At 66.1% G+C, this 26,008-nt stretch carries 22 protein-coding genes; 20 read left to right on the plus strand and 2 right to left on the minus strand.

The annotated features are described in order from the left end of the window. Positions 1-6: 6 nt before the first annotated feature. The 20 genes from pheA to AC07PZ_RS10300 all read left to right on the plus strand — a co-directional run bounded on the left by pheA (position 7) and on the right by AC07PZ_RS10300 (position 24,351). Positions 7-1,122, plus strand: a complete 1,116-nt coding sequence (gene pheA / locus AC07PZ_RS10205; protein WP_495294939.1) for a prephenate dehydratase — start codon at positions 7-9, stop codon at positions 1,120-1,122. Positions 1,123-1,127: 5 nt separating this feature from the next. Further along, positions 1,128-2,006, plus strand: coding sequence for a prephenate dehydrogenase (locus tag AC07PZ_RS10210; RefSeq protein WP_495294940.1), 879 nt, complete (start codon positions 1,128-1,130; stop codon positions 2,004-2,006). Positions 2,007-2,010: 4 nt separating this feature from the next. Further along, positions 2,011-4,014, plus strand: a complete 2,004-nt coding sequence (locus AC07PZ_RS10215) for a bifunctional 3-phosphoshikimate 1-carboxyvinyltransferase/cytidylate kinase (RefSeq protein ID WP_495294941.1) — start codon at positions 2,011-2,013, stop codon at positions 4,012-4,014. Positions 4,015-4,173: 159 nt separating this feature from the next. Beyond that, the gene (gene rpsA, locus AC07PZ_RS10220; RefSeq protein WP_495294942.1) at positions 4,174-5,859 is read left to right on the plus strand and encodes a 30S ribosomal protein S1; all 1,686 of its coding nucleotides are present in this window, start codon (positions 4,174-4,176) and stop codon (positions 5,857-5,859) included. Between the two features lie 71 nt (positions 5,860-5,930). Beyond that, positions 5,931-6,248 carry an integration host factor subunit beta gene (locus tag AC07PZ_RS10225; RefSeq protein ID WP_495294943.1) on the plus strand — a complete coding sequence of 106 codons (318 nt, stop codon included), beginning with the start codon at positions 5,931-5,933 and terminating at the stop codon, positions 6,246-6,248. A 44-nt stretch (positions 6,249-6,292) separates the two neighbouring features. After that, the gene (locus AC07PZ_RS10230) at positions 6,293-6,619 is read left to right on the plus strand and encodes a LapA family protein (RefSeq protein WP_495294944.1); all 327 of its coding nucleotides are present in this window, start codon (positions 6,293-6,295) and stop codon (positions 6,617-6,619) included. Further along, a complete protein-coding gene (gene lapB, locus AC07PZ_RS10235) occupies positions 6,609-7,787 on the plus strand; it encodes a lipopolysaccharide assembly protein LapB (protein ID WP_495295166.1) in 1,179 nt (392 codons plus the stop codon). Before AC07PZ_RS10230 ends, lapB begins: the two co-directional genes overlap by 11 nt. Before the next feature lie 112 nt (positions 7,788-7,899). Next, positions 7,900-8,247 carry a ComEA family DNA-binding protein gene (locus AC07PZ_RS10240; protein ID WP_495294945.1) on the plus strand — a complete coding sequence of 116 codons (348 nt, stop codon included), beginning with the start codon at positions 7,900-7,902 and terminating at the stop codon, positions 8,245-8,247. A 166-nt stretch (positions 8,248-8,413) separates the two neighbouring features. After that, positions 8,414-9,382 (plus strand): TRAP transporter substrate-binding protein, encoded by a 969-nt coding sequence (locus AC07PZ_RS10245; protein WP_495294946.1) that lies wholly within the window; start codon positions 8,414-8,416, stop codon positions 9,380-9,382. Between the two features lie 88 nt (positions 9,383-9,470). After that, entirely contained in the window at positions 9,471-10,004 is a 534-nt protein-coding gene (locus AC07PZ_RS10250; protein WP_495295167.1) for a TRAP transporter small permease, read from the plus strand. Between the two features lie 73 nt (positions 10,005-10,077). Further along, complete coding sequence (locus AC07PZ_RS10255) at positions 10,078-11,391, plus strand: TRAP transporter large permease (RefSeq protein ID WP_495294947.1); 1,314 nt, start codon at positions 10,078-10,080, stop codon at positions 11,389-11,391. Positions 11,392-11,449: 58 nt separating this feature from the next. After that, positions 11,450-11,827, plus strand: a complete 378-nt coding sequence (gene crcB, locus AC07PZ_RS10260) for a fluoride efflux transporter CrcB (RefSeq protein ID WP_495294948.1) — start codon at positions 11,450-11,452, stop codon at positions 11,825-11,827. Positions 11,828-11,956: 129 nt separating this feature from the next. Beyond that, a complete protein-coding gene (locus AC07PZ_RS10265; RefSeq protein ID WP_495294949.1) occupies positions 11,957-14,911 on the plus strand; it encodes a monovalent cation/H+ antiporter subunit A in 2,955 nt (984 codons plus the stop codon). After that, entirely contained in the window at positions 14,911-15,270 is a 360-nt protein-coding gene (locus tag AC07PZ_RS10270; protein WP_495294950.1) for a Na+/H+ antiporter subunit C, read from the plus strand. Before AC07PZ_RS10265 ends, AC07PZ_RS10270 begins: the two co-directional genes overlap by 1 nt. Further along, positions 15,267-16,949 (plus strand): monovalent cation/H+ antiporter subunit D, encoded by a 1,683-nt coding sequence (locus AC07PZ_RS10275; RefSeq protein ID WP_495294951.1) that lies wholly within the window; start codon positions 15,267-15,269, stop codon positions 16,947-16,949. Before AC07PZ_RS10270 ends, AC07PZ_RS10275 begins: the two co-directional genes overlap by 4 nt. Continuing rightward, entirely contained in the window at positions 16,949-17,440 is a 492-nt protein-coding gene (locus AC07PZ_RS10280; RefSeq protein WP_495295168.1) for a Na+/H+ antiporter subunit E, read from the plus strand. The genes AC07PZ_RS10275 and AC07PZ_RS10280 overlap by 1 nt, the downstream gene beginning before the upstream one ends. Further along, on the plus strand, positions 17,437-17,715 hold the full coding sequence (locus AC07PZ_RS10285; RefSeq protein WP_495294952.1) for a K+/H+ antiporter subunit F: 279 nt from the start codon (positions 17,437-17,439) through the stop codon (positions 17,713-17,715). Before AC07PZ_RS10280 ends, AC07PZ_RS10285 begins: the two co-directional genes overlap by 4 nt. Beyond that, a complete protein-coding gene (gene mnhG / locus AC07PZ_RS10290; RefSeq protein WP_495294953.1) occupies positions 17,712-18,089 on the plus strand; it encodes a monovalent cation/H(+) antiporter subunit G in 378 nt (125 codons plus the stop codon). The genes AC07PZ_RS10285 and mnhG overlap by 4 nt, the downstream gene beginning before the upstream one ends. Positions 18,090-18,208: 119 nt before the next feature. Further along, positions 18,209-20,896, plus strand: a complete 2,688-nt coding sequence (gene mdeB / locus AC07PZ_RS10295) for an alpha-ketoglutarate dehydrogenase (protein WP_495294954.1) — start codon at positions 18,209-18,211, stop codon at positions 20,894-20,896. 287 nt (positions 20,897-21,183) lie between these two features. Then, the gene (locus AC07PZ_RS10300; protein ID WP_495294955.1) at positions 21,184-24,351 is read left to right on the plus strand and encodes a hypothetical protein; all 3,168 of its coding nucleotides are present in this window, start codon (positions 21,184-21,186) and stop codon (positions 24,349-24,351) included. Between the two features lie 39 nt (positions 24,352-24,390). On the opposite strand, the gene AC07PZ_RS10305 is transcribed toward AC07PZ_RS10300, so the two are convergent. After that, positions 24,391-25,416, minus strand: a complete 1,026-nt coding sequence (locus tag AC07PZ_RS10305; RefSeq protein ID WP_495294956.1) for an XdhC family protein — start codon at positions 25,414-25,416, stop codon at positions 24,391-24,393. Further along, positions 25,416-25,988 (minus strand): SRPBCC family protein, encoded by a 573-nt coding sequence (locus AC07PZ_RS10310; RefSeq protein ID WP_495294957.1) that lies wholly within the window; start codon positions 25,986-25,988, stop codon positions 25,416-25,418. The genes AC07PZ_RS10305 and AC07PZ_RS10310 overlap by 1 nt, the downstream gene beginning before the upstream one ends. Positions 25,989-26,008: the final 20 nt, after the last annotated feature.

Genomic DNA, 26,008 nt, shown 5'->3' on the forward strand with positions numbered 1-26,008 from the left:
CGAACGATGACCGCACCAGCCTCCACTCCCCCGAACGATCCTTCCCAAAGCCTGAGCGATCTGCGCACGCAGATCGACTCGCTCGACCAGCGTCTGCTCGACCTCTTGAACCAGCGCGCCCGCGTTGCCGAACAGGTCGGCGAAGTCAAGAAGCGCGAGGGCACCCCCTTCTTCCGCCCTGATCGCGTGGCCCAGGTCATTGCGAAGATGCAGCAGAGCAACACGGGTCCGCTGAAGGACCTTCATGTCTCGGCCATCTGGCGCGAAATCATGTCGGCCTGCCTGGCACTCGAGTCGCCGCAGCGCGTCGCCGTGCTCGGACCGGAAGGCACGTTCTGCGAGCAGGCGGCCATCGAGTACTTCGGCGGTGCAGCCGACCTGATCTACTGCGCCAGCTTCGACGAAGTGTTCCACGCGACCGCCGCCGGCAGCGCGCAGTACGGCGTCGTGGGCGTAGAGAATTCGACCGAAGGCGTGGTGACGCGCTCACTCGACCTGTTCCTCCACTCGCCTGCGCATGTCGTCGGTGAAGTGAGCCTGCTGGTGCGCCACCATCTGCTGCGCACCGTCAATTCGCTCGAAGGCGTGGAGGCGGTGCTCGCTCATCCGCAGGCGCTCGCGCAATGCCAGACCTGGTTGTCCAAGCATTTGCCGAACGCCGAGCGGCGCGCGGTGTCGAGCAATGCTGAAGGTGCCCGGCTCGCCGCCGAGAATCCGGCCTGGGCCGCGCTGTCCGGCGACCGCGCTGCCACACGCTTCGGCCTGCACATCGTGTCCCACGCGGTACAGGACGACTCGTACAACCGCACACGCTTTGCCGTCATCTGCCTGCCGCAGACGCTGGCAATGCCGCCAGCCACCGGCCGCGACTGCACCAGTCTCGTGGTGTCGGTTCCCAACCGGCCCGGCGCGGTGCACGACCTGCTCGTGCCGCTGAAGGCCAACAAGGTCTCGATGACGCGTTTCGAGTCGCGCCCGGCGCGCACCGGCCAGTGGGAGTACTACTTCTACATCGACCTCGACGGTCATCCGTCGCAGCCCCACGTCGCGGCGGCACTGGCGGAACTGCGCACACTGTGCGCGTTCTACAAGGTGCTGGGCGCCTATCCGGTCACCTCCTGACCGCGATGTTCAACCAACTGGGTCTGATCGGCTGCGGGCTGATGGGCGGCTCCTTCGCCCTGGCACTCAAGCGCGCCAAGCTGGTCAAGCGGGTGGTCGGCTACAGCAAGTCGCCGTCGACCACCGAACATGCGCAGCAGCTTGGCGTGATCGATGAGGCGGCGTCATCGGCATTGCTCGCCGTATCGGGCGCCGACCTGGTGCTGGTCGCGGTGCCGGTGGCCGCCTCGGAAGCCACCTTTGCCGCCATCCGCGCCGGCATCTCGGCCGAGACGCTGGTGATGGACGTCGGCTCCACCAAGTCGGACGTGATCGAAGCCGCCCGGCGCGGCCTGCAGACGCAGTTCGGCAGTTTCGTACCGGCCCACCCGATCGCAGGCAAGGAACTCTCGGGTGTCGAGCACGCCGATGCGGCGCTGTACAGCGGCCGGCAAGTCGTGCTCACGCCGGTAGAGACCACCCGACTCGCCAACATCCAGCGCGCGGCAACACTTTGGTCGGCCATCGGCGCCCAGGTGCTCACGATGACGCCGCAAGCGCACGACAGCGCCTTCGCCGCAGTGAGCCATCTGCCGCATCTGCTGGCCTTCGCATTCGCCAACGGCATAGCGTCACAGCCTGACGGACAGCGATTCCTCGAACTCGCCGGCCCCGGCTTCCGTGACTTCACGCGCATCGCAGCGAGCGATCCGACGATGTGGCGCGATGTGCTGCTTGCCAACCGCGAACAGGTGCTGTTGCAGGCCCGGGCCTTCCGGCAGGCGCTCGACGCACTCGAGGCGATGATGCAAGCAGGTGAATCGACAGCGCTCAAGGACGCGATCGCCTCGGCCAGCGGCCTTCGATCGCAATGGAAGATGGGCTCCGGCTCGACCACCGGCTGACGCGATGTTCTCCTCTCCTTTCCTCGACATTCCCGCGCTTGCATCGGCTGGCGGCACCGTTCAACTGCCGGGCTCCAAGAGCATCTCGAACCGCGTCCTGCTGCTGGCCGCGCTCGCGAGCGGCATGACCACCGTTCACGACCTGCTGGATTCCGACGACACGCGCGTCATGCTCGATGCACTTCGCGCCCTGGGTTGCAACATCGAACGGTCGGGCAGCAGCCTGCGCATCGAAGGTCTCGGCGGACGGGCTCACGCAACGCAGGCCGATCTGTTCCTCGGCAACGCGGGCACCGCGATGCGCCCGTTGACCGCAGCGCTCGCGCTGATGGGCGGTGACTTCGAACTGCGCGGCATTCCGCGCATGCACGAGCGACCGATCGGCGACCTGGTCGACGCGCTCACGCAGCTCGGCTGCCACATCGACTACCTCGGCAATCCCGGGTACCCGCCGCTGCGCATCCATCCGGTCAAACACGGCGCACTCGCGCTCGACAAACCGATCCGCGTTCGCGGCGACGTATCCAGCCAATTCCTGACGGCGCTGCTGCTGGCGCTGCCGCTGGCCGCAAAGGCCGACATCGTGATCGAGGTCGTCGGCGAGCTGATCTCCCGCCCCTACATCGAGATCACGCTGAACCTGCTGGCGCGCTTCGGCATCGCCGTGCGGCGCGATGGCTGGGAGCGATTCACGATCCCAGCCGGCAGCCAGTACCGCTCGCCGGGCGAGATCCACATCGAGGCCGATGCGTCGTCGGCCAGCTACTTCATTGCACTCGGTTCCATCGCGGCCGATCCATCGGGCCATGGCATCCGCATCGAAGGCGTCGGTGCGGATTCGATCCAGGGCGACATCCGCTTCATCGAAGCTGCCGAGCAGATGGGTGCCCGAATCGACAGCGGTGCCAACTGGCTTCAGGTGCGCCGCGGTGCCTGGCCGTTGAAGGCGATCGACCTCGACGCCAACCACATCCCCGATGCGGCCATGACGCTCGCGGTCATGGCGCTCTACGCCGACGGCCCTAGCACGCTGCGCAACATCGCAAGCTGGCGGGTCAAGGAAACCGATCGCATCGACGCGATGGCCAACGAGCTGCGCAAGCTCGGCGCCGCCGTGGAATCCGGACCGGATTTCATCCGCGTGCACCCACTGGCGGTTGGCCATTGGCGGGCGGCATCGATCAAGACGTACGACGACCACCGGGTCGCGATGTGCTTCTCGCTGGCGGCCTTCAATCCGGACGCCATCGCGGTGCGCATCCTCGAGCCGCATTGCGTCGCGAAGACCTTCCCGGATTACTTCGAGACGCTCTTCTCGGTGGTGGAGGCAGCCGATATTCCCGTGATCTGCATCGACGGCCCCACCGCCTCGGGCAAGGGCACGCTCGCCGTCGAGATCGCGCACGCGCTGGGCTACCGCTACCTCGATTCGGGCTCGCTGTACCGCGTGACTGGCCTGGTCGCCCGTCGCCAGGGCCTGACACCGGAGCCCGAGAACGAAGCGCGAATCGCCGAGCTCGCCGAGCACCTGCCGCTGGAATTCCGCCAGGGCAAGGTCCTTCTGGACGGCGAAGACGTGAGCGACGCCATCCGCGCCGAAGCGGCTGGCCTCGACGCCTCGCGCGTTTCCGCGCTGCCCGCCGTGCGCGCGGCCCTGCTCGCGCTGCAGAAGCGCTTCCGCAGCCTGCCCGGCCTGGTCGCCGACGGACGCGACATGGGCACCGTCATCTTCCCGGACTCGAAGCTCAAGGTCTTCCTGACGGCCAGCGCCGGCCAGCGCGCCGAGCGCCGCTATAAGCAGTTGATTTCTAAAGGGATTTCAACTACACTCGACGATCTTCGCGCCGACCTGGAAGCACGCGACGCCCGGGACTCCTCCCGCAGCGTGGCGCCTCTCAAACCCGCGCAGGATGCTCGCCTCCTCGACAACTCCAGCCTTTCGATCGTTCAGTCGGTCGACCAGGTTCTGTCGTGGTGGCAGCAGACGCAGCCGTTCGGGTCCGCCTGAGCAGCTCTTCGCTCCGGCAAGTCCCCACCGCGCGACAGCGCATCGGCCTGCCGGTTTGTTCAACTCAACCCGGGCCGACAAGCCCACAACCGCCGTCTCCAGACCCTACGCAGTCGCAATGGTGTGCCTGCAAACCCTGCATGACGGAAGGAAAACACAATGTCTGAATCTTTTGCCGACCTATTCGAAGAGTCCCTGAAGCGTTCCGAAATGCGCAGCGGCGAGGTCATCACCGCCGAAGTCGTGCGTGTCGAACACAACCACGTCGTCGTGAACGCCGGACTGAAGTCCGAAGCGTACGTGCCGATCGAGGAGTTCAAGAACGACAAGGGTGAACTCGAAGTTCAGGCCGGCGATTTCGTTTCCGTTGCCATCGGCAGCGTCGAAAACGGCTACGGCGACACCATCCTCTCGCGCGACACCGCCAAGCGTCTGGCTTCGTGGCTCGCACTCGAGAAGGCCCTGGAATCCGGCGACTTCGTGACCGGCACCACCAGCGGCAAGGTCAAGGGCGGCCTGACCGTTCTGGTCAACGGCATCCGCGCATTCCTGCCGGGCTCGCTGATCGACACGCGTCCGATCAAGGACCTGACCCCGTACGAAAACAAGACCCTGGAATTCAAGGTCATCAAGCTCGACCGCAAGCGCAACAACGTCGTGCTGTCGCGTCGTGCCGTGGTCGAAGCCAGCATGGGCGAAGAACGCGCCAAGCTGATGGAAACGCTGAAGGAAGGCGCTGTCGTCCGCGGCGTCGTGAAGAACATCACCGAATACGGTGCGTTCGTCGACCTCGGCGGCATCGATGGCCTGCTGCACATCACCGACATGGCATGGCGCCGTGTCCGCCACCCGAGCGAAGTCGTTCAGGCCGGCCAGGAAATCACCGCCAAGATCCTCAAGTTCGACACCGAAAAGAACCGTGTCTCGCTGGGTCTGAAGCAAATGGGTGACGACCCGTGGATGGGCGTTTCGCGCCGCTACCCGCAATCGACCCGCCTGTTCGGCAAGGTCACGAACATCGCCGACTACGGCGCGTTCGTCGAACTCGAACCCGGCATCGAAGGCCTGGTGCACGTCTCCGAAATGGACTGGACCAACAAGAACATCGCTCCGAACAAGATCGTCTCGCTGGGCGACGAAGTCGAAGTCATGGTCCTCGAGATCGACGAAGACAAGCGCCGCATCAGCCTTGGCATGAAGCAGTGCAAGGCCAACCCGTGGCAAGAGTTCGCGCAGAACACCAAGCGCGGCGACCGCGTCAAGGGCCCGATCAAGTCGATCACCGACTTCGGCGTGTTCGTGGGTCTGGCTGCCGGCATCGACGGCCTGGTTCACCTGTCCGACCTCTCGTGGAACGAAGCCGGCGAAGCCGCGGTTCGCAACTACAAGAAGGGCCAGGAAGTCGAGGCTCTGGTGCTCGCAGTCGACGTCGACCGCGAACGCATCAGCCTGGGCATCAAGCAGCTCGACAGCGATCCGTTCACCACGTTCACGACCGTGAACGACAAGGGACAGATCGTCACGGGCAAGGTCAAGACCGTGGACGCTCGCGGTGCTGAGATCGACCTCGGCGAAGACATCCTCGGCTACCTGCGCGCCAGCGAAATCTCCCGCGATCGCGTGGAAGATGCACGCAACGTGCTGAAGGAAGGCGACGAAGTCACGGCCGTGGTGATCAACGTGGATCGCAAGACCCGCAACATCCAGCTGTCGATCAAGCAGAAGGACATGGCCGACGAGCAAGGCGCCATGGCCAACCTGCAGCAACAGTCGTCGCGCGAAAACGCCGGCACGACCAGCCTGGGCGCCCTGCTGCGCGCCAAGCTGGACAACAGCGACAAGTAAAGTCTTGTCAGGAGACAGGGCCGGCCGAGAGGCCGCCCTGTCTTTTTTTTCGTCTACGTGTTTTCGCCACCATGACCCGCTCAGACCTTGTCGAAGAACTTGCAGCCCGCTTTGCGCAACTGACCCACCGCGATGCCGAATACGCCGTCAAGACCATTCTTGACGCGATGAGCGACGCGATGGTGCGCGGCCACCGCATCGAGATCCGCGGCTTCGGCAGCTTCTCGGTGAATCGGCGGCCGCCACGCATCGGACGCAATCCGCGCTCGGGTGCCAGCGTGCAGATTCCTGAAAAGCGCGTGCCGCATTTCAAGCCGGGCAAGGCTTTGCGCGAGGCCGTCGATGCCCGGACCGCAGAGCTGGATTCGCGTAAAGACGGCAAGAACTGAAGCACGCGCCTCGGCCTAGAATCCCTGGGCCAACGGGGACGCGCATGAAATACCTCCTCTGGCTGCTCAAGGCAGCCATTTTTTTTACCCTCTTCGCCTTCGCGCTGAACAACCAGCAGGACGCGACCGTCTACTTCTTCTTCGGGACCTACTGGCGCGCACCGCTGGTGCTGGTGGTATTGGCCGGCTTCACCGGCGGTGTGGTCGTTGGCGCATTGGGTATGCTGCCGGGCTGGTGGCGGCATCGAAGCGCCGCTACGCAACGTCCCGCCGCAGCGCAGATTCCCACCGCTGCGCCCACAACCACGCCCACCCCCGCAGCGACCCTCGCTGCCACCGATCTTCCCGCCGTTCGACAGCATGGACTTTGACTTCACGTGGCTGCTTCTCGGCCTTCCTATCGCATTCGTTCTTGGCTGGCTCGCCTCGCGCTTCGACATCCGCCAGCTGAGACTTGAAAACCGCCAGGCACCCAAGGCGTATTTCCGCGGCCTGAACTTCCTGCTCAACGAGCAGCAGGATCAGGCGATCGATGCGTTCATCGAGGCCGTGCAGAACGATCCGGACACGCAGGAACTGCACTTCGCGCTCGGCAACCTGTTTCGCCGTCGCGGCGAGTACCAGCGCGCCGTGCGCGTCCACGAGCACCTACTGGGTCGCGGCGACCTCACCCGGAACGACCGGGACCGCGCACAACATGCGCTGGCCAAGGACTTCCTCAGTGCCGGATTGCTGGACCGTGCAGAAACGGCGCTGCAGAAACTCGAAGGCACCCGCTTCGAGAACGAAGCACGCCTTTCCCTGCTCGCGATCTACGAGCGTTCGCGCGAATGGGTGCAGGCGGCCGAGATCGCTCAGAAGCTCGACGATGCCGAGCAAGCCAGCTACGAAGCGCGACGCGCGCATCACCTCTGCGAACAGGCGTCGGAACAGTTGGCGGCAGGCGACATCGCGGGCGCTGCCCAGTTGCTGCGGCGCGCCGTCGAAGCGGCACCCGACGCGCCACGCCCGGCCATCGACACCGCTGCCCTGCAACTGCGCAATGGTGAAGCAGGGGCGGCATTCAACACGCTCGTCGGATTGAGCGAACGCGCGCCCCTCGCCCTGCCGCTCTATGCGGCCATGCTGCAACAGACGGCCATCGGCGCGCAGCGCCGCGACGATGGCCTGGCGCTGCTTCAGCGACGCTACGCGGACGCACCATCGATCGATGTGCTCGAAGCCATCATCGCGCTCGGTGGAACGCCAACCCCGGCAGGAGACGCACCGCCCGCCGAAGGACTGACGCCGCGCGATGGCTATATCGCGCACCTGTCGCATCAACCGTCGCTCGTTGCCGCCTCGCGCTGGCTGGCCGGCGAGCGCTTCGAACATGAGCAGTTCCATCCGCAGGTTCAGCGCGCGATCGATCAGGCGACGCGCCCATTGATGCGGTATCGCTGCGCGGCCTGTGGCTTCGAGGCGCATCAGCACTTCTGGCATTGCCCTGGCTGCCAGGCCTGGGACAGCTATCCGCCACGACGCGTCGAAGAACTCTGAACTCCTCTGACAGAGAGATCGAAAAGCAAGCGGAAGCCGATAGGCTCGTCGCGCGCGCCGGGAACACCGGAGCGCATCGCTACTTTTCAATCCAATATCCAGAGGGAGTTTCATGTTCAAGAAAATTCTGGCAGTGACGGCCATGCTGTTTGCGGTCGCATCGTTCGCCGCCGTCGACGCCAACAAGGGCACCGTGGCCGAGCTCGATGGACTCAAGGGCGTCGGTCCTGCGATGTCCAAGCGCATCGTCGACGCACGGCAACAGTCAGCGTTCAAAGACTGGACCGACTTGATGACCCGCGTGAAGGGCGTCAAGGAAAAGGCGGCGGCGAAACTGTCGGCCGAAGGCCTGACGGTCAACGGCGAGAGCTACAAAGGTGCAGCGCCTGCAGCCAAGCCAGCGAAATTTGCGAAGGCAGATGCCAAGGCCGACGCATCGACCAAGCCAGTGAAGCCCTGACAGCGCCGGGTCGATCCACCCGCCATCAAAAGCCGTCCTCCAGGACGGCTTTTTGCATTTTGGCGACCCGCCTGCTCAGGGTAATCATTGAAAGCGGATTGAAAGATGGCCTGATATTTGCACGTATGCTGCCGTCGCCCAACCTTTTCCTCATTCTGGAGAGCCCATGAATCACAAGTTCTGCATCGCCCTCGCAGGCCTCGCTTTCGGTTCCGCCGCCTTCGCCCAAACCAAGTGGGATCTCCCGACCGCCTACCCGGCCACGAACTACCACACCGAGAACATCGCCCAGTTCGCCAAGGACGTGGACGCGGCCACTGGCGGCAAGGTCAAGATCACCGTGCATGCCAACGCGTCGCTCTTCAAGGCGCCTGAAATCAAGCGCGCGGTGCAGAGCGGGCAGGCCCAAGCAGGAGAAATCCTGCTCGCGAACTTCGCCAACGAGAACCCGATCTACGCGCTCGACGGCGTTCCCTTTCTTGCGACGACCTATCCGCAAGCCAGGAAGCTGTATGCAACGTCCAAGCCCACCATGGAGAAGATGCTCGCCGCGCAGGGCATCAAGGTGCTCTTCATGGTGCCTTGGGCACCGCAAGGCATCTATGTGAAAAAGGAGATCGGCTCGGTCGCCGATCTGCGAGGCGTGAAATGGCGCGCCTACAGCCCGGCGACGGCCAAGATCGCCGAACTGATCGGTGCCCAGCCGGTGCAGATCCAGCAGGCCGAACTCAGCGCCGCCATGGCAACCGGCGTGATCGAGAGCTACATGAGTTCCGGCTCGACCGGCTACGACACCAAGACCTACGAAAGCATCAAGAACTTCTACGACACCCAGGCGTGGATTCCGAAGAACGCGATCCTGGTCAACGCCAAGTCCTTCGATGCACTGGATGCACCGACACAGGCCGCCGTGCTCAAGGCCGCGGCCGAAGCCGAAACCCGCGGCTGGAAGGTCGCGGAAGAGAAGAACGAGGAATACAAGCGCCTGCTGACCGACCGCGGCATGAAGATCCACAAGCCGTCGGCCAAGCTCGACGCCGACATGCGCCAGGTGGGCGGCATCATGCAGGCCGACTGGCTCAAGGTTGCGGGTGCCGACGGTGCAGCGATCGTCGATGCCTACAAGAAGCCATGACGAGATCCTCACGCTCATCGCCCCGTGCCTCGCAGCCCAGGGCCGGGTACGCCGTGATGCGCACGATCCACCAGCCGGAGACCTGACCGTGCGCCGCTTCCTCGACCGCCTCTACGACGGCGCAGGCGCGCTCGGCGCGCTCTGCGTGTTCCTGATCTTCGTGCTGATGATCCTGGCCGGCGTCGGCCGGCAGATGAACTGGCATGTGAGCGGCCTCAACGACGTGGTCGCCTGGCTCTGCGCCGCGGCCGCCTTCTTTGCCATGGCGCACGCATTCCGGCATGGCGACTTCGTGCGCGTCACGCTGCTGCTGGACGTGTCCAGCCCCAGGGTGAGGCGCGCACTCGATGTGAGCTGCCTGCTGATCGCTTCGGTGTCGGTCGCTTACCTCACCTATGCCGCCACCAGCTTCACCTGGGAAAGCTACGAGTTCGCCGAAATGGCGACCGGGCTGGTCGTGATCCCGATCTGGATTCCGCAGTCGACCTTCGTGATCGGCTGCTGGCTGCTGCTGATCGCGATGATCGACGAGATGGTGGGCGTGGTGCGCGGCGAGAAGCCCAGCTACCAGCGCGCCGTCGAGGAACGCCATGCCGCTGGCGACTTCTCGTCGGATGTATGACTCACCCCCGACGCGCTTGCGACGCCGCGGGTGCACCTGAACCAGGTTGCACGACGCGTGATGGAACACCGAAATGATCGAAACCCTCCTGATGGGCGCACTGCTGCTCGTCATCATGCTGGTGCTGCTCGCGGGCGGCGTCTGGATCGCGATGACCCTGGCCATCGTCGGCTGGGTGGGCCAGGCCTTCTTCACCAACACGCTGCCGGCCAAGAACCTCTTCTCCTCCTTCTGGGAAAGCAACGCGAGCTGGGAACTGGCCGCGCTGCCGCTCTTCATCTGGATGGGCGAGATCCTGTTCCGCACCAAGCTCAGCGAGGAGATGTTCGAGGGCCTGCGCCCCTGGCTGAACCGCGTGCCCGGCCGGCTGATGCACACCACCATCATCGGCTGCGGCGTGTTCGGTTCGGTGTCGGGCTCCTCGGCCGCCACCTGCGCGACCATCGCCAAGGTGGCGCTGCCGGAGCTCACGCGCCGCGGCTATGACGAGAAGCTGGCCATCGGTTCGCTGGCGACGGCCGGCACACTGGGCATCCTGATACCGCCATCGATCACGATGGTCGTGTACGCGGTGGCAGCCGACGCGTCGATCATCCGGATCTTTCTCGCCGGCTTCCTGCCGGGCTTCCTGCTGATGCTGCTGTTCTCCGGCTACATCGCCTGGTGGAGCCTGCGCAATCCGACCAAGGTGCCGCCGGCCGACCCGCCGACCACCTTCATGGAGAAGATCCGCCTGTCGGGCAATCTGATCCCGTGCGCGCTGCTGATCGTCTTCATCGTCTGGGTCCTGGTCGCCGGCTGGGCCACGGCCACCGAATGCGCGGCCTTCGGCGTGCTGGGCTCGCTGGCGATTGCGGCATGGGGCCGCAGCCTGAGCTGGAAGAACTTCAAGGACGCGCTGATGGGCGCGACGCGCACCAGTTGCATGATCATGTTCATCCTGGCCGGTGCAGCTTTCCTGACCAAGACCATGGCCTTCACCGGCATCCCGCGCGAGCTAGCGGAATGGGTCGACAGCATGCACCTGTCGCCCTATGCGCTGATCGGTGCGCTGGTGGTGGTGTACCTGATCCTCGGCACCGCACTCGACGGCATCTCGATGATCGTGCTGACCAGCGCGGTGGTGCTGCCGATGATCCAGAAAGCGGGTTTCGACCTGATCTGGTTCGGCATCTTCATCGTGCTGCTGGTCGAGATCGCGGAGGTGACGCCGCCGGTGGGCTTCAACCTGTTCGTGCTGCAGAACATGACGGGCAAGGACAGCAACGTGATCGCCAGGGCGGCCATTCCCTTCTTCTTCTGCCTGGTGGTGTGCATCGCGCTGATCACGCTGTTCCCGGGCATCGTGACCATCCTGCCGGACGTGATGATGGGCGCAGAGAAGTAGAGGTGCGGCACGCTCGAGCGTGCCGCGACGGCATCGAACGCCTCGCCATAATCGCCCGATGCTGCTCAACGTCCTGGTCATCTGTGCGGCCGCCTGCGTCGGCGCCCTGCTTCGCTGGGGCCTCGCGCTCTGGCTCAATCCGGGCGGCCTGCTGCCCTGGGGCACGCTGGCGGTCAACCTGATCGGCGGCTACCTCATCGGCGTCTCGATCGCCGTCTTCAATCAGTTGCCGGACATCGACCCGGCCTGGCGCCTCATGGTCATCACCGGCTTTCTCGGCACGCTGACCACCTTTTCCAGCTTCTCGGCCGAAGTGGTCGGCATGCTGATGGGCGGTCGGCCCGGCCTGGCGCTCGCCACCCTGGCGCTGCACCTGGGTGGATCGCTGTGCCTGACCTGGCTGGGCTTCCGCACGGTCCAGGCCTTCACGGGCTGAGAACACCGCGCTCGCCGAAGCGCGTGCTGGCGAGCCTGCGCGCATGTGCAGGCATCCGCATCAAACCCGGCGCAATGCTGCGGTTTCTGCGGACATCGATTCGCAACCCGGTCTATAGAATCGGCCGCAATGCCCCTTGTCCTTCTCGTCGCACTCCCCTTCATCGCCAGCGTGCTTGCCGCCTTTCTGCCGGCCAACGCACGCAACAGGGAGTCGACGCTGGCAGGATTGGTCGCACTGGGATGCGCCATCCAGGCGGCGCTCTTCTTTCCGCGGCTCGCCCATGGCAACGTGATCCGCTACGAGGTCGAATGGCTGCCCGCCTTCGGCCTCAACCTCGTGTTCCGCATGGACGGCTTCGCCTGGCTGTTCTGCATGCTCGTGCTGGGCATCGGAACGCTGGTGGTGCTGTACGCGCGCTACTACATGTCGGCGTCCGACCCGGTGCCGCGCTTCTTCGCCTTCTTCCTGGCGTTCATGGGCGCCATGATGGGCGTGGTGCTCTCCGGCAACCTGATCCAGATGGTGCTGTTCTGGGAGCTCACCAGCCTGTTCTCCTTCCTGCTGATCGGCTACTGGCATCACCGCCGCGACGCGCGGCGCGGCGCGCGCATGGCGCTCACGGTGACGGGCGCCGGCGGGCTCTGCCTGCTGGCCGGCGTGCTGATCCTCGGGCGCATCGTCGGCAGCTACGAGCTCGACGTGCTGCTGGCATCGGGCGACGTGGTGCGCGCCCATCCGCTCTACACCACCGCGCTGGTGCTGGTGCTGCTGGGCGCCTTCACCAAGAGCGCGCAGTTCCCCTTCCATTTCTGGCTGCCGCGTGCCATGGCCGCACCGACGCCGGTGTCGGCGTACCTTCATTCGGCCACGATGGTGAAGCTCGGCGTGTTCCTCATGGCGCGCCTGTGGCCCGTGCTCTCGGGCACCGAGCAATGGTTCTGGCTGGTCGGCGGCGCAGGGGCGCTCACGCTGCTGCTGGGCGGCTACGTCGCGATGTTCCAGCGCGACCTGAAGGCGCTGCTCGCCTATTCGACGATTTCGCACCTCGGCCTCATCACGCTGCTGCTGGGCCTGAACAGCCCGGTCGCCGCAGTGGCCGCCGTCTTCCATGTGATGAACCACGCGACCTTCAAGGCATCGCTGTTCATGGCGGCCGGCATCATCGACCACGAGACCGGCACGCGCGACATCCGCAAGCTCAGCGGACTGATGCGGCTGATGCCGATCACCGGCACGCTCGCCATCATCGCCAGCGCGTCGATGGCCGGCGTGCCGCTGCTCAACGGCTTCCTGTCGAAGGAGATGTTCTTCGCCGAGACGGTCTTCATCCAGTCCACGCCCTGGGTCGACTTCACGCTGCCGCTGATCGCCACGCTGGCCGGCGTGTTCAGCGTGGCCTATTCGGCGCGCTTCGTGTTCGACGTGTTCTTCGGCCCGCCATGTGGCGACGAGGTGCCCAGGCATCCGCACGAGCCGCCGCACTGGATGCGCGTGCCGGTCGAGATCCTGGTGCTGATCTGCCTGGTGGTCGGCATTGCGCCGGCATGGTCCGTCGGGCCGATGCTGGCGGCTTCCGCCGCGCCCGTCGTCGGCGGCGTGCTGCCCGAATACAGCCTGGCCGTCTGGCACGGGTTCAATCTGCCCCTGTTGATGAGCATGGTGGCGCTGGTCGGCGGCGGCGTGCTCTATCTGGCCCAGCGCCGCGGCCGTGCGCGAGGGCGGCTCGAACACACGCCGCTGCTGCACGTGTTCGACGGTCAACGCATCTTCGAGAACCTGCTGGCGCGCCTGAGCGAAGCGGGTCGCCGCAGCCGCCGCCTGCTCGGCACGCGCCGCATGCAGTCGCAACTGCTGCTGCTCGTGCTGGTCGCCGTGATCGGTGCCGGCACCTCGCTGTGGATCGCCCCCGCCTCGCTCGGCCTGCGCGAGCCGATCCCGTTCTCGCCGATGTTCGCGATGACCTGGCTGATCGGCGGCACCTGTGCACTGGCTGCGGCCTGGCAGGCCAAGTTCCATCGGCTCGCTTCCATGATGCTGGCCGCGGCGTCGGGCCTGGTCTGCTGCATCACCTACATCTGGTTCTCGGCGCCCGACCTTGCGCTGACCCAGCTCGTGGTGGAGGCCGTCACGACCGTCCTGATCCTGCTCGGCCTGCGCTGGCTGCCGATGCGCAAGGCGGCGGTACAGCCTGCGGCCACGCGGCTGAGGCCCTGGGGACGGCGTGGCCGCGACCTGCTGGTCGCCGCGATCGCGGGCAGCGGTCTCGCGGCGCTGGCCTGGACCATGATGACGCGCCGCTTCAACGACAGCATCTCCCCCTTCTTTCTCGACCGCGCGCTCAGCGAAGGTGGCGGCACCAACGTCGTCAACGTGATGCTGGTCGACTTCCGCGGCTTCGACACCTTCGGTGAGATCACCGTGCTCGGCGTCGTTGCGCTCACGGTCTACGCGCTGCTGCGCCGTTTCCGGCCCGCGCCCGAAGCGATGGCGCTCCCGTCGCAGCAGCGCCTGCAGGTCGACGACGGCAGCAGCGACCTGCTGAATCCACGGCGCGCCAAGGACACCGCCATCGGCTACCTCATGGTGCCGGCCGTGCTGGTGCGGCTGCTGCTGCCGCTGTCGGTGCTGGTGTCGGTGTACTTCTTCATGCGCGGCCACAACGCACCGGGTGGCGGCTTCGTCGCCGGCCTGGTGATGTCGGTGGCACTCGTGCTCCAGTTCATCGTGTCGGGTACCGAATGGGTCGAGGAACATCTGCGCATCTACCCGCGGCGCTGGATCGCGATCGGCCTGCTGTTCGCGCTGGCGACCGGCGGCGGTGCCGTGCTGTTCGGCTACCCGTTCCTGACCACGCACACGGCGCACCTGCATCTGCCGGTGATCGGCGACGTGCACATACCCAGCGCCATGTTCTTCGACATGGGCGTGTTCTCGCTGGTGCTCGGCGCCACGATGCTGATCCTCACGGCGCTGGCCCACCAGTCCGTCCGCAGCCACCGCTGGGCGGAAGAGCAGAAGGCACGCGAGGCCGAGAAGGCATCCGTCGAATCCGGCGAGCCGGCCACGGAGGGCGCACGCTGATGGAAATCGTGCTCGCACTCGCCATCGGCGTGCTGACCAGTTCCGGCGTCTACCTGCTGCTGCGCCCGCGCACCTTCCAGGTGATCATGGGCCTCACGCTGATCTCCTATGCCGTCAATCTCTTCATCTTCAGCATGGGCCGGCTCAAGGTCGACAGCGAGCCCGTGCTCACCGCAGGCATCCGGGCCACGCTGGCCAACACCGCCGACCCGATGCCCCAGGCCCTGGTGCTCACGGCGATCGTGATCGGCTTCGCGATGACGGCGTTGTTCCTGGTCGTGATGCTGGCCTCGCGCGGCCTGTCCGGCACCGACCACGTGGACGGCGAAGAGCAGAACACCGGGGAGGACGGCCGATGACCGAACTCTTCCATCTGCTCGACCGCCTACTCGACTTCACGATGCCGCATCTGATCGCGGTACCGATCGTCGTGCCCATGCTCACCGCCGCGCTGATGCTGCTGCTCGGCGAACAGCGGCGCCGCGCCAAGGCCGCGCTCGCGGTGGTGTCGGGGCTGGTCGGCCTGCTTGCGGCGCTCGCGCTGCTGCGCTGGGTGAATGCGGTCGACACCGGCAGCGGGCCGGGTTCGATCGGCGTGTATCTGCCCGGCAACTGGCGCGCGCCCTTCGGCATCGTGCTGGTCGCCGACCGCCTCTCCACGCTGATGCTGGCGCTCACCGGCGTGATCGCCTTCGCCTCGTCGATCTATTCGACGTCGCGCTGGGACAAGGCCGGCGTGCATTTCCATCCGCTGCTGCAGCTGCAACTGATGGGGCTCAACGGTGCCTTCCTCACCGGCGACCTGTTCAACCTGTTCGTGTTCTTCGAGGTCATGCTGGCCGCGTCGTACGGTTTGCTGCTGCATGGCTCGGGCAGGCTGCGCGTGCAGGCGGGGCTGCACTACATCGCGATCAATCTCGCGGCCTCGTCGCTGTTCCTGATCGGTGCGGCGCTGCTCTACGGCGTGACCGGCACGCTCAACATGGCCGACCTGGGCATGCGCATCGCGCAGCTCGATCCGGGCGACCGCGGGTTGGTGCACGCGGCCGCCGCCATCCTCGCGACCGCCTTCTTCGCCAAGGCCGGCGCCTGGCCGCTCAACTTCTGGCTGGTGCCGGCGTACAGCGCCGCCGTCTCGCCGGTCAGCGCGGTGTTCGCGCTGCTGACCAAGCTCGGCATCTACACCATCCTGCGGCTCTGGAGCCTGCTGTTCGCGCCGGACACGGGCGTGTCCGCCCAGTTCGGCCAGACCGCGCTGGTCGCCGCCGGCATGGCCACGCTGTTCGTCGGCGCGCTCGGCATCGTCGGCACGCAGCGGCTGTCGAACCTGGCGGGTTACAGCGTGCTGATCTCGGCCGGCACGCTGCTCACCGCCGTCGGCCTGGGGCAGCCCGCCGTCTGGGCCGGTGCGCTCTACTACCTGCTGAGTTCGACGCTGGCCGTCAGCGCCTTCTTCCTGCTGATCGACATGATCGAACGCTGGCGCAACGCGGGCGCCAGCATCGCGGCGCACGAATCGGCGGGCAACGCGCCCTTCCTGTCCGAAGACCTCACTTCCTCCGACGACGTGAACCTCGACGACGAACAGCAGGCGCTCTATGGCCGCGCCATTCCCGCAGGCGTCGCCTTCCTCGGCCTGGCCTTCATGGGCTGCACGCTGCTGCTGGCCGGCCTGCCGCCGCTGTCCGGCTTCGTCGGCAAGTTCACGATGCTGTCGGGCCTGCTGGACGCGCCCACCGTCAGCACGGCCAGCTGGGTGTTCATGGCGCTGCTGATCGTCTCGGGCTTCTTCACGCTGGTCGCGCTGAGCCGCACCGGCATCCGCCACTTCTGGACGCAGCCGCTGAGCACGATGCCCGCGTTGCGCATGCTCGAGGTGCTGCCGGTGGCCGCGCTGCTGCTCGCGGCCGTGGCGTTGACCATCGCCGCCGAGCCGGTGATGCAGCATGCGACCGACACCGCCGAAGGGTTGTTCCACCCAGCCGACTACCGGGACGCCGTGATGCATGCGCAGCAGAAGCCGGGAGCGGCACGATGATGAAACGCTGGCTGCCATCGCCGCCGCTGTCGGCCGCACTCTTCGTCGTCTGGGTGCTGCTCAACCAGTCGCTCGACGCCGCGACGCTGCTGTCCGCCGCCGTGCTGTCGGTCGTCGTTCCGCTGATCACCAAGGGGCTGCGTCCTGCGACCGTGCGCATGCGCCGCCCCGGCGTGGCGCTGCGGCTCGCGTTCCGCGTGCTCTACGACCTGTCGCATTCGGCATTCACCGTCGCCCGGCTGCTGCTGACCCGGCGTACCCGCGACATCGCCGCCGGCTTCGTCCAGGTGCCGCTCGACATGCGCGACCCGAATGCGCTGGCCACGCTGGCGATGGTCTGCTGCCTGACGCCCGGCACCGCGTGGGCCGAGGTGTCCTTCGACCGCAGCACCCTGCTGATCCATGTGTTCGACCTGGCCGACGAGCAGGCCTTCATCGCCATGATCAAGACCCGCTACGAACGCCCGCTGATGGAGATCTTCGAAGCATGACGCCGATCCTGTTCTGGGCGCTCAAGGGTGCGCTGTTCCTGCTGGCCGTCGCGATGCTGTGCGCCGTGACACGGCTGCTGATCGGCCCGACCGCGCAAGACCGCGTGATGGCGCTCGACTGCCTCTACATCAACGGCATGCTGATGATGCTGGTGCTCGGCATCGTCTACGCCAGCAACGTCTACTTCGAGGCCGCCATGCTGATCGCGCTGTTCGGCTTCGTCGGCTCGACGGCGCTCGCCAAGTTCCTGCTGCGCGGAGAGGTGATCGAATGAACGATTTCATCGTGGGCCCGCTGCCGCTCTGGGCCGAGATCCTCACGGCCATCTTCGCCGTGCTGGGTGCCGCGTTCGCGGCCATCGGCTCCTTCGGCCTGGTCCGGTTGCCGACCTTCTTCCGCCGCATCCATGCGCCCACGCTCGGCGCCACGGCCGGCGTGTGGTGCATGACCGCGGCAACCATCGTCTACTTCTCGGTGCAGGGCAACAACCTGTTCCTGCATGCGGTGCTGATCACGCTGTTCGTGGCGCTGACGGCGCCGGTCACCACCATCTTCCTGATGCGCGCGGCGTTGTTCCGCGAACGCCAGAAAGGCGGCGACGTGCCGCCGGCAGCGCCGTCGACGCCGGCTTCGCAGCCGCGCGAATAGCCACCCGACGAGCGCGATCTCAGGGGGACAGCCAGCAGGCGTCGTCTGGGGCACACTGCAGTGAAGACTGCCGCCGCATGGCACATGCGCCGGCCTTTGACATCACGAGGAGACCGCCCATGAATGCCCTCACATCGAGCGCTCATTTCCAGCCCGAGGAACAGGCGCTGGCCGCCGATCTCGACCCCAGCGAAACCGCCGAGTGGCGCGATGCCTTCGCCGCACTGGTCGCGACCCACGGCGCAGCCCGCGCGCGATGGATGCTCGACGAGCTGGCCCGCGTCGCACGCGAGCAGCGCATCGGCTGGCAGCCCGAGCTCTGCACGCCATACGTCAACACCATTCCGGTCGATGCGCAGCCCGCCTTTCCGGGCGACCTGGCGATCGAGGAGCGCCTGGCGTCACTGATGCGCTGGAACGCACTCGCCATGGTGGTGCGGGCCAACCACTCGTACGGCGAACTGGGCGGCCACATCGCGAGCTATGCGAGTGCGGCGGATCTGTTCGAAGTCGGCTTCAACCATTTCTTCCACGCACGCACCGGTGCCGGCGAGGCACGGCATGGCGGCGACCTCGTCTTCTTCCAGCCGCACAGCTCGCCCGGTGTCTATGCGCGCGCCTTCCTCGAAGGCCGGCTCAGCGAAGACGACCTGACCCACTACCGGCAGGAGCTCAGCGCGCCAGCATTCACCCAGGGCAGCGGCGCGCGCGGCCTCACCAGCTACCCGCATCCCTACCTGATGCCCGACTTCTGGCAGTTCCCGACCGGTTCCATGGGCATCGGGCCGATCAGCTCGATCTATCACGCGCGCTTCATGCGCTACCTCACCGACCGCCAGCTGCAGGACTGCAACGGACGCAAGGTCTGGGGCGTGTTCGGCGACGGCGAGATGGACGAGCCCGAATCGATGAGCGCGCTCACGCTGGCAGCGCGCGAGAAGCTCGACAACCTGGTCTGGGTCGTCAACTGCAACCTACAGCGCCTGGACGGCCCGGTGCGCGGCAACGGCCGCATCATCGACGAGCTCGAGAAGCTGTTCTCGGGTGCCGGCTGGAACGTCATCAAGCTCGTGTGGGGCAGCGACTGGGACGGCCTGTTCGCACGCGACACCGGCGGCGCGCTGGCCCGGGCCTTCGCGCACACGGTCGACGGCCAGATGCAGACCTTCGCGGCCAAGGACGGCCGCTACAACCGCGACACCTTCTTCGGCCAGAACGAAGCGCTCGCCAAGCTGGCGCAAGGCATGACCGACGAGCAGATCGATCGCCTGAAGCGCGGCGGCCACGACCTCGTGAAGATCCACGCCGCCTACGCCGCAGCTTCCGCGCACCGCGGCCAGCCGACCGTGATCCTGGCGCACACCAAGAAGGGCTACGGCATGGGCGCGGGCCAGGGCAAGATGACGACGCACTCGCACAAGAAGTTCGAAGACGCCGACCTGATCGAATTCCGCAACCGGTTCAACCTGCCGCTCAGCGACGCGCAGGCGACCTCGCTGGCCTTCCTGAAGCCGTCCGAAGACAGCGCGGAGATGCAGTACCTCCAGGCGCATCGGGCGGCGCTCGGCGGCTCGATGCCGCGCCGCGAGACCGCATGCGACGTGGTCGCCAAGCCCGAGCTCGCGGCCTATGCGCAGTTCGCGGTGGCGGCCGAAGGCAAGGAAATGAGCACGACGATGGCCTTCGTGCGCATGCTGGGCAACCTGCTGAAGGACAAGGTGCTCGGCCCGCGCGTGGTGCCGATCGTGGCCGACGAGGCGCGCACCTTCGGCATGGCCAACCTGTTCAAGCAGGTCGGCATCTATTCGAGCGTGGGGCAGCGCTATGCGCCGGAAGACATCGGCTCGGTGCTCTCCTACCGCGAGGCGACGGACGGCCAGATCCTGGAGGAAGGCATCAGCGAGGCCGGTGCCATCGCCAGCTGGACCGCAGCGGCCACCAGCTACAGCGTACACGGGCTGGCGATGCTGCCCTTCTACATCTACTACTCGATGTTCGGCTTCCAGCGCGTGGGCGACCAGATCTGGGCCGCCGCCGACCAGCGCCCGCGCGGCTTCCTGCTGGGCGCGACCTCGGGGCGCACGACGCTGGGCGGCGAAGGCCTGCAGCACCAGGACGGCAGCAGCCACCTGATCGCCGCGACCATCCCCAACTGCAAGGCCTACGACCCGGGCTTTGCGGGCGAGATGGCGGTGATCGTCGACGCGGGCATCCGCGAGATGGTGGTCGAGCAGAAGGACGTCTTCTACTACGTCACGCTGATGAACGAGAACTACGCGCAGCCCAGCCTGCCCGCCGGTGCCGAGGCGGACGTGCTGTGCGGCTGCTACCGCTACGACGGCTGGAAGGACACCGCCGCGGATGCCGCCGGCAACGCTGCGCCGCGTCCGAAGGTCACGCTGCTCGGGTCCGGCGCGATCCTCACCGAGGTCGTCAAGGCGGCACGCCAGCTGGCCACCGAGGGCATCGATGCGGAGGTCTTCAGCGTGACCAGCTGGAGCGAGCTCGCGCGCGACGGGCAGGCCTGCGAGCAGCGCCTGATGAACGGCGACACGGATGCCGCCAACGCAGCGGACGTGCCCTTCATCGCGCAGCAGCTCGGGCGCAGCGCCGGGCCGATCGTGGCAGCCACCGACTATGTGCGTTCGGTGCCGGAGAGCGTGCGCGCCTTCCTGCCGCCCGGCCGGCGCTACCTGACGCTGGGCACCGACGGCTTCGGCCGCAGCGACACGCGCTCGGCGCTGCGGCGCTTCTTCGGCGTGGATGCCGACAGCATCGTGCGGGCCGCGAAGCACGCGCTTCGTTGAACCATCAAAGGCGAATGTTTCGGGATTCACGCCCGATTCGTTTGAACTTGCGCGTCTTCGCGTGTGCCGCAAGACGCAGATCCTCGATGGGGATACTGGATGAGCGGTTCCATTCCAACTCATCCTTACAGAGGGTATGCGAACCTTGAAGGCGATGACGGAGACAAACCAGCAGGTGAAATGAGCCGGACGAGACTGCAACACGCAGTGCCGCAGGTGCACACGGACTGCGATGCAACCGGTTACCTCACGTCCACTGCAGGGCGCCTCGTTGCCACAAGGCATCCATGCAGACGCACATGACCAATGGCTCGATTCCAATCGACGGCACACGATCCCAGTCGATCATCCATCGCGATCCGACAGCTCCGTCCGACGTCAGCTCGCCCGGCAAGCCGATCACCCACAGCAGTCGGTCCGGTTCGACGGATTCGATTTACGTCCCCGCGACCACCGACCGCAGGCTCGATTCGACGAACACGTCGGGCCCCACGGCCTTCGGGCCCGACGGAACCGTCGCCACGGAGGCGCTCGGTGCCGTGATCAATGCCTTGGCGCATCACGCCTGGCCCACGTCCCGCTTCTTCCTGAATCTCTGTCCGGCGATATGCAAGGCGCTGGGCGACATGGGTGTGCATGTCCGGGTCCGGCACATCGCGGACCGGAATCTCGAGCGGAGCCACACGTACGGCCCCTCGGACAGCGACAACACACCCAGCATCCGAGTCACGATCAACGAGATCGATGGCCAGCAAAGAATATCGGTCGAGGACAGGTTCGCAAGAAACATCCACACCCAGTCGACCTTCGATTGCGAGAAGTTTCTGGAGGCTTGCCATAAAGCCGTAGACCGCGCCTACAAGCTGGCGGGGAACGTCGCGCCGGCCGGGTGCACGGCAACCAGCATCCGACAGGATTCGATCGAGAACGTCCGAGCCAATCCCGGCAACTATCTCTACAACGACGATGAGGATTCGAATGCCTTCATCCGGGAGGCTTTGCAGCGTCCTCGGGTCGATGCGCGCGCAGACGCGCGGCGGGGCACGGAAGTGACTTTTGCAACGGTGAACGAACTTGCCACGCCGGGCATGCTTCGACAGAACTACCTGAACAAGAGACGACTCGATCGCGATGCCCGAGACGACACGACGAGTCAAAGAACCGGCCTGTCCCATGTGAGCCGCGTGACCCAGCAATCCGCAGCGACTCAACATCGCGTCTTTGCCAGCGCGACCAGAAACGACGAGGCAGACATCCAAAGCCAGAACCAGGTGGAACAGTCTCCACTGGACGCGGCGGGCCAGCCGGGTATCGCTTCGCCGTTCGACGAGAACGAGCCCTTCGGTGGCGACGTACCACCCTATTGCCCGGTACCGGACGGGATCAATGCGCCACCCCGCTTCTATGACCTGCAGGAGTTGCAGGAAACCGTGGCGGCACACAACGAACGGCCGATCGACATGGATGCGATCGCGGCGCTGTTCAATGAGGTACGGCATTACGGTCCGGCCTTCCACCAGGGCAGCGGGCACGCTGCCGTGACTGATCACCACACGCTGATGCAGCGCGTGACCGACGACGTGGAGAACCGATTCTTCCGCGCATTGGGCTTCGACGAGAAGACCGTCGATCAGATGTACAGCTCGGCATTCAAAACAGGGATGCTGAACCCTCTCGGCTCCCTGCCGGGCATGCTTTGCCAGTATGTCGTGGCACCCACGGTTTCGCCGGACGGGGGCCGTTGGGCTTCACTCGGGCTGTCCGCCTTCGTCGCCATGTTGAATCCCTTCCTCACCGGCGTGCTTCAGACCGCGGTGGTGGAAACGCTGGCAAAGGCGCGCTCGAGCGGTGGTCTCACGATCGAACAATCGAAGAACATCAACGACAAGAAGTGGCTGGCGAACATTGCCAAGGAACTGGGCACCGCGACACAGACCTACCTGGAACACATCGCAGCACTCCAGCAGCGCTTCGACGAGGTCGCGCAGAAGTACGGCATACCGCCCGATGACGCGGCCCCGCAGGCAGCCATGGCGGCCTTGCTCGCAGCGGCCACGCCGCAGGAGAGCACCGATCTCGCGAATCTGGCAGCAGCCGCCAAGACGGCGGAAGCCACGCTTCACAAGGTGACCGAAGAGGTCTTCTCGTCGCAGTCGTCGCTCAAGAAGCAGTTCTGGGGCAACTTCTGCCAGGGCTTCATCCGGACGATCCGGGCACCGGGCAACGCCGCCTTCAATCTCCTGAAGGGCGACCAGGCCAAGGCAGTTGTCCAGACCATGGCACCGGGCGCGACCACGACCAGCGCGGTACAAGGGCTCACGACAGCGACAACTGCATGGGCAGGGCGCGCGCAAAAAGCCTCGGACTGGGCGATCTACGGCGCGCAGGTTGCGACCGCCTTGTCGCTGTTCGGAGCCCAGATGTTCGGCGCGGGAATCGACGAACGCGCCAAGCAGAAGTACGCGATGAAGGCCAACATCGCCACCGGCAACCTGCTCACCGCCGCAGGAAAGCAGCGTTGGCTTGCAGGCCAATCCATCCGGGCGCAGGACGTGGACGCAGACGCGGTCAAGGGAACCGTGCTGACGCCGCCACAGAGCCTGGCCAAGCAGGTGTTGGGCGTCGTCGAGTTCAGGGTGAAAGAAGCGCAGGCGCTCTGCGAGAAGTACGAAGCCAAGACAACCCCGCCACGCTACGCGGTGCGCACGGTCACACCTCGCACGCTGGAGGAAGGACGCGATGCGCCGAGCTATCTGACGGATCAGGAATACGCGGACTACGAGGCGGCGAAGGCTGCGCTTCCCGAGATGAAGGCCGATCTCGCGCTCATGAAAAAAGGCCTGTATGGCGAGCTGAAGCCCGACGGCTTTGCCGGATCGCTGCTCCTCGGCCATCCGGAAGCCTATTTCAGCAAGCTGCTGTCCAGCCTGATCCGAAACAAGTACCACACCAACAATGAAATGGCCGCGCAGATCGTCCAGCGCTGCGCGCAAGGCGCGCATCTGGTGCTCTTCGGCAGCGCCGGCGCCATCGTCCTCGGGAAGCTGATCGTCGCGCTGCTGGGCGGAAGCAGCAAGGTACCGAGCAAGATCCTGGCACCGCTGCTGGCACTCAGTCTGACGCAGGGCGCCGTGGGCGCGTTCAGCCAGAGCGCTGCAATCAACATGAAGAACTACCGCCGCACGGGCGAAGACAACATCGGCAACGGCGGACAGTTCCTGCGGTCCATGTTTGCGGCGCCTCTGGTCATGAACGCGCACCACCAGGCGAACAAAAGTGTCGCCGGTGCAAACCAGGCGCTCGACCAGTCGCAGCAGATGAACTTCTTCGCGCAGTACATGATGGACATTGCCGCAAACGGCCCGAGCGACACAGCGATTGCCGATGTCGCGCCCGGCGTCGACGTCGAGCCGGCCGCCGATCGGCGCAATTCACAGACGACGACGTGGGTCTGAAGAAGGCGATGCCCGACTGCGCTGTGCGGTCCGCCTGACTCAACCGCCCTGCAGCGCCTTCGCCTGCGCCACATCCATCTCGCGCGGCAGGTGGACGGCGTTCTTCACGGCAAGGATCTCCGCCATCACGCTCACGGCGATTTCGGGCGGCGTCTTGCTGCCGATGTACAGGCCGATCGGCCCGCGCAGCCGCGCCAGCGACGCCTCGGTCTGTTCGAAGTGCTCGATCATCCGGTCGCGCCGCGCCTGCGCATTGCGGCGCGAGCCGATCGCGCCGACATAGAACGCATCGGTCTCGAGCGCAGCCAGCAGCGCGAGGTCGTCGAGCTTCGGGTCGTGCGTGAGCGCGACCACGCAACTGCGCGCATCGGGGTGGAACGCGACGACCGCGTCGTCCGGCATCTCGGTCGTCAGCGCGACGCCGGGCACCGACCATGCACTGCGGTACTCGGCCCGCGGATCGCAGAGCGTCACCGCAAAGCCGCTGAACCGCGCCATCGTCGCGAGGTACTCGGCGAGCTGGCCGGCACCGATCAGCAGCATCCGGTACTCGGGGCCGAAGGTGTTGACGAGCTTCTGCGCATCGACCGCCAGTTCGTCCGGCGCATGCGTTTCGGCGAGCTGTACCGCGCCGTCGGCCAGCGTGACCGTGCGCTGCATCAGCCGCCCCTGTTCGAGCTGCGTCACCAGCGCGGCGAGCGCGGCGGGCTCGGGGTCGTATTCGAGCAGCAGTTCCAGCGTGCCGCCGCAGGGCAGGCCGAAGCGATGGGCCTCGTCGGCGGTGATGCCGTACTTGACGAGCCCGGGTGCGCCGGAGGGCATTGCGCCCGTGCCATCGGCGCCGCCGATGCCGGCGACACGGCTGTAGCGCGCGATCAGGTCGTCCTCGATGCAGCCGCCCGACACCGACCCGACCACCGCGCCGTCTTCCGCCAGCGCCATGATCGAGCCGACCGGCCGCGGCGACGATCCCCAGGTGCGCACGACGGTGGCGAGCAGCGCGCGGCGTCCAGCCCCGCGCCAGTCGCGCAGCGTGCGCAGCACCATGACATCGAGGTTCTCCATCAGCTGGCGTCCGCGTCCTTCTTGCCGCCGAGGCCGATCTTCTTCATGAAGCCGGCGACCGCGCCGGGCTTGCCCTCGGCAGCCTCCTCGGCTTCGTCCGGCGTGGCCGGCGGCGGGCCGTAGCGGCGCTGCATCTCGGCATCGAAGCGCTTGAAGAAATCGTCGGCGGTCGACTTGGCCGCGCCGTCGATCAGCCGCTGGCCGAGCTGCGCGATCTTGCCGCCGACCTGCGCCTGCACGGTGTAGTCGAGCTCGCAGGCGCTCGGGTCGTCCGCCACCGGCTTCAGCGTGACGCCGGACGAGCCCTTGGCAAAACCGGCCACGCCGCCCTGCCCTTCGAAGCTCAGCTTGTAGCCGTCGGGCGGCGTGATGTCGGTCAGCGTGACCTTGCCGGTGAACTTGGCCGACACCGGGCCGACCTTGACCGCGGCCGCCACGGTGTACTGGTTGTCGCCGGTGAGCTCGAACTTGTCGCAGCCGGGGATGCATTTCTTGAGCGTCTCGGGGTCGTTGAGCGCCTCCCAGGCCTGTTGCTGCGTGACGCCGAGGCGCCTGTTGCCGAGCATTTCCATCGTGGTTCCTTCGGGTGGTG

This window comes from Variovorax sp. GW821-FHT10B04, from assembly GCF_059415645.1.

Bases quoted from the DNA above. Each gene is read 5' to 3' on its own strand.
- AC07PZ_RS10255 (WP_495294947.1), top strand. From the start codon at position 10,078: ATGATCGAAACCCTCCTGATGGGCGCACTGCTGCTCGTCATCATGCTG.
- AC07PZ_RS10245 (WP_495294946.1), top strand. From the start codon at position 8,414: ATGAATCACAAGTTCTGCATCGCCCTCGCAGGCCTCGCTTTCGGTTCC.
- lapB (WP_495295166.1), top strand. From the start codon at position 6,609: ATGGACTTTGACTTCACGTGGCTGCTTCTCGGCCTTCCTATCGCATTC.
- mnhG (WP_495294953.1), top strand. From the start codon at position 17,712: ATGAACGATTTCATCGTGGGCCCGCTGCCGCTCTGGGCCGAGATCCTC.
- pheA (WP_495294939.1), top strand. From the start codon at position 7: ATGACCGCACCAGCCTCCACTCCCCCGAACGATCCTTCCCAAAGCCTG.
- rpsA (WP_495294942.1), top strand. From the start codon at position 4,174: ATGTCTGAATCTTTTGCCGACCTATTCGAAGAGTCCCTGAAGCGTTCC.
- AC07PZ_RS10270 (WP_495294950.1), top strand. From the start codon at position 14,911: ATGGAAATCGTGCTCGCACTCGCCATCGGCGTGCTGACCAGTTCCGGC.
- AC07PZ_RS10310 (WP_495294957.1), bottom strand. From the start codon at position 25,988: ATGGAAATGCTCGGCAACAGGCGCCTCGGCGTCACGCAGCAACAGGCC.
- AC07PZ_RS10285 (WP_495294952.1), top strand. From the start codon at position 17,437: ATGACGCCGATCCTGTTCTGGGCGCTCAAGGGTGCGCTGTTCCTGCTG.
- AC07PZ_RS10300 (WP_495294955.1), top strand. From the start codon at position 21,184: ATGCAGACGCACATGACCAATGGCTCGATTCCAATCGACGGCACACGA.
- crcB (WP_495294948.1), top strand. From the start codon at position 11,450: ATGCTGCTCAACGTCCTGGTCATCTGTGCGGCCGCCTGCGTCGGCGCC.
- AC07PZ_RS10215 (WP_495294941.1), top strand. From the start codon at position 2,011: ATGTTCTCCTCTCCTTTCCTCGACATTCCCGCGCTTGCATCGGCTGGC.
- AC07PZ_RS10240 (WP_495294945.1), top strand. From the start codon at position 7,900: ATGTTCAAGAAAATTCTGGCAGTGACGGCCATGCTGTTTGCGGTCGCA.
- AC07PZ_RS10210 (WP_495294940.1), top strand. From the start codon at position 1,128: ATGTTCAACCAACTGGGTCTGATCGGCTGCGGGCTGATGGGCGGCTCC.
- AC07PZ_RS10265 (WP_495294949.1), top strand. From the start codon at position 11,957: ATGCCCCTTGTCCTTCTCGTCGCACTCCCCTTCATCGCCAGCGTGCTT.
- AC07PZ_RS10280 (WP_495295168.1), top strand. From the start codon at position 16,949: ATGAAACGCTGGCTGCCATCGCCGCCGCTGTCGGCCGCACTCTTCGTC.
- AC07PZ_RS10225 (WP_495294943.1), top strand. From the start codon at position 5,931: ATGACCCGCTCAGACCTTGTCGAAGAACTTGCAGCCCGCTTTGCGCAA.
- AC07PZ_RS10275 (WP_495294951.1), top strand. From the start codon at position 15,267: ATGACCGAACTCTTCCATCTGCTCGACCGCCTACTCGACTTCACGATG.
- mdeB (WP_495294954.1), top strand. From the start codon at position 18,209: ATGAATGCCCTCACATCGAGCGCTCATTTCCAGCCCGAGGAACAGGCG.
- AC07PZ_RS10305 (WP_495294956.1), bottom strand. From the start codon at position 25,416: ATGGAGAACCTCGATGTCATGGTGCTGCGCACGCTGCGCGACTGGCGC.
- AC07PZ_RS10230 (WP_495294944.1), top strand. From the start codon at position 6,293: ATGAAATACCTCCTCTGGCTGCTCAAGGCAGCCATTTTTTTTACCCTC.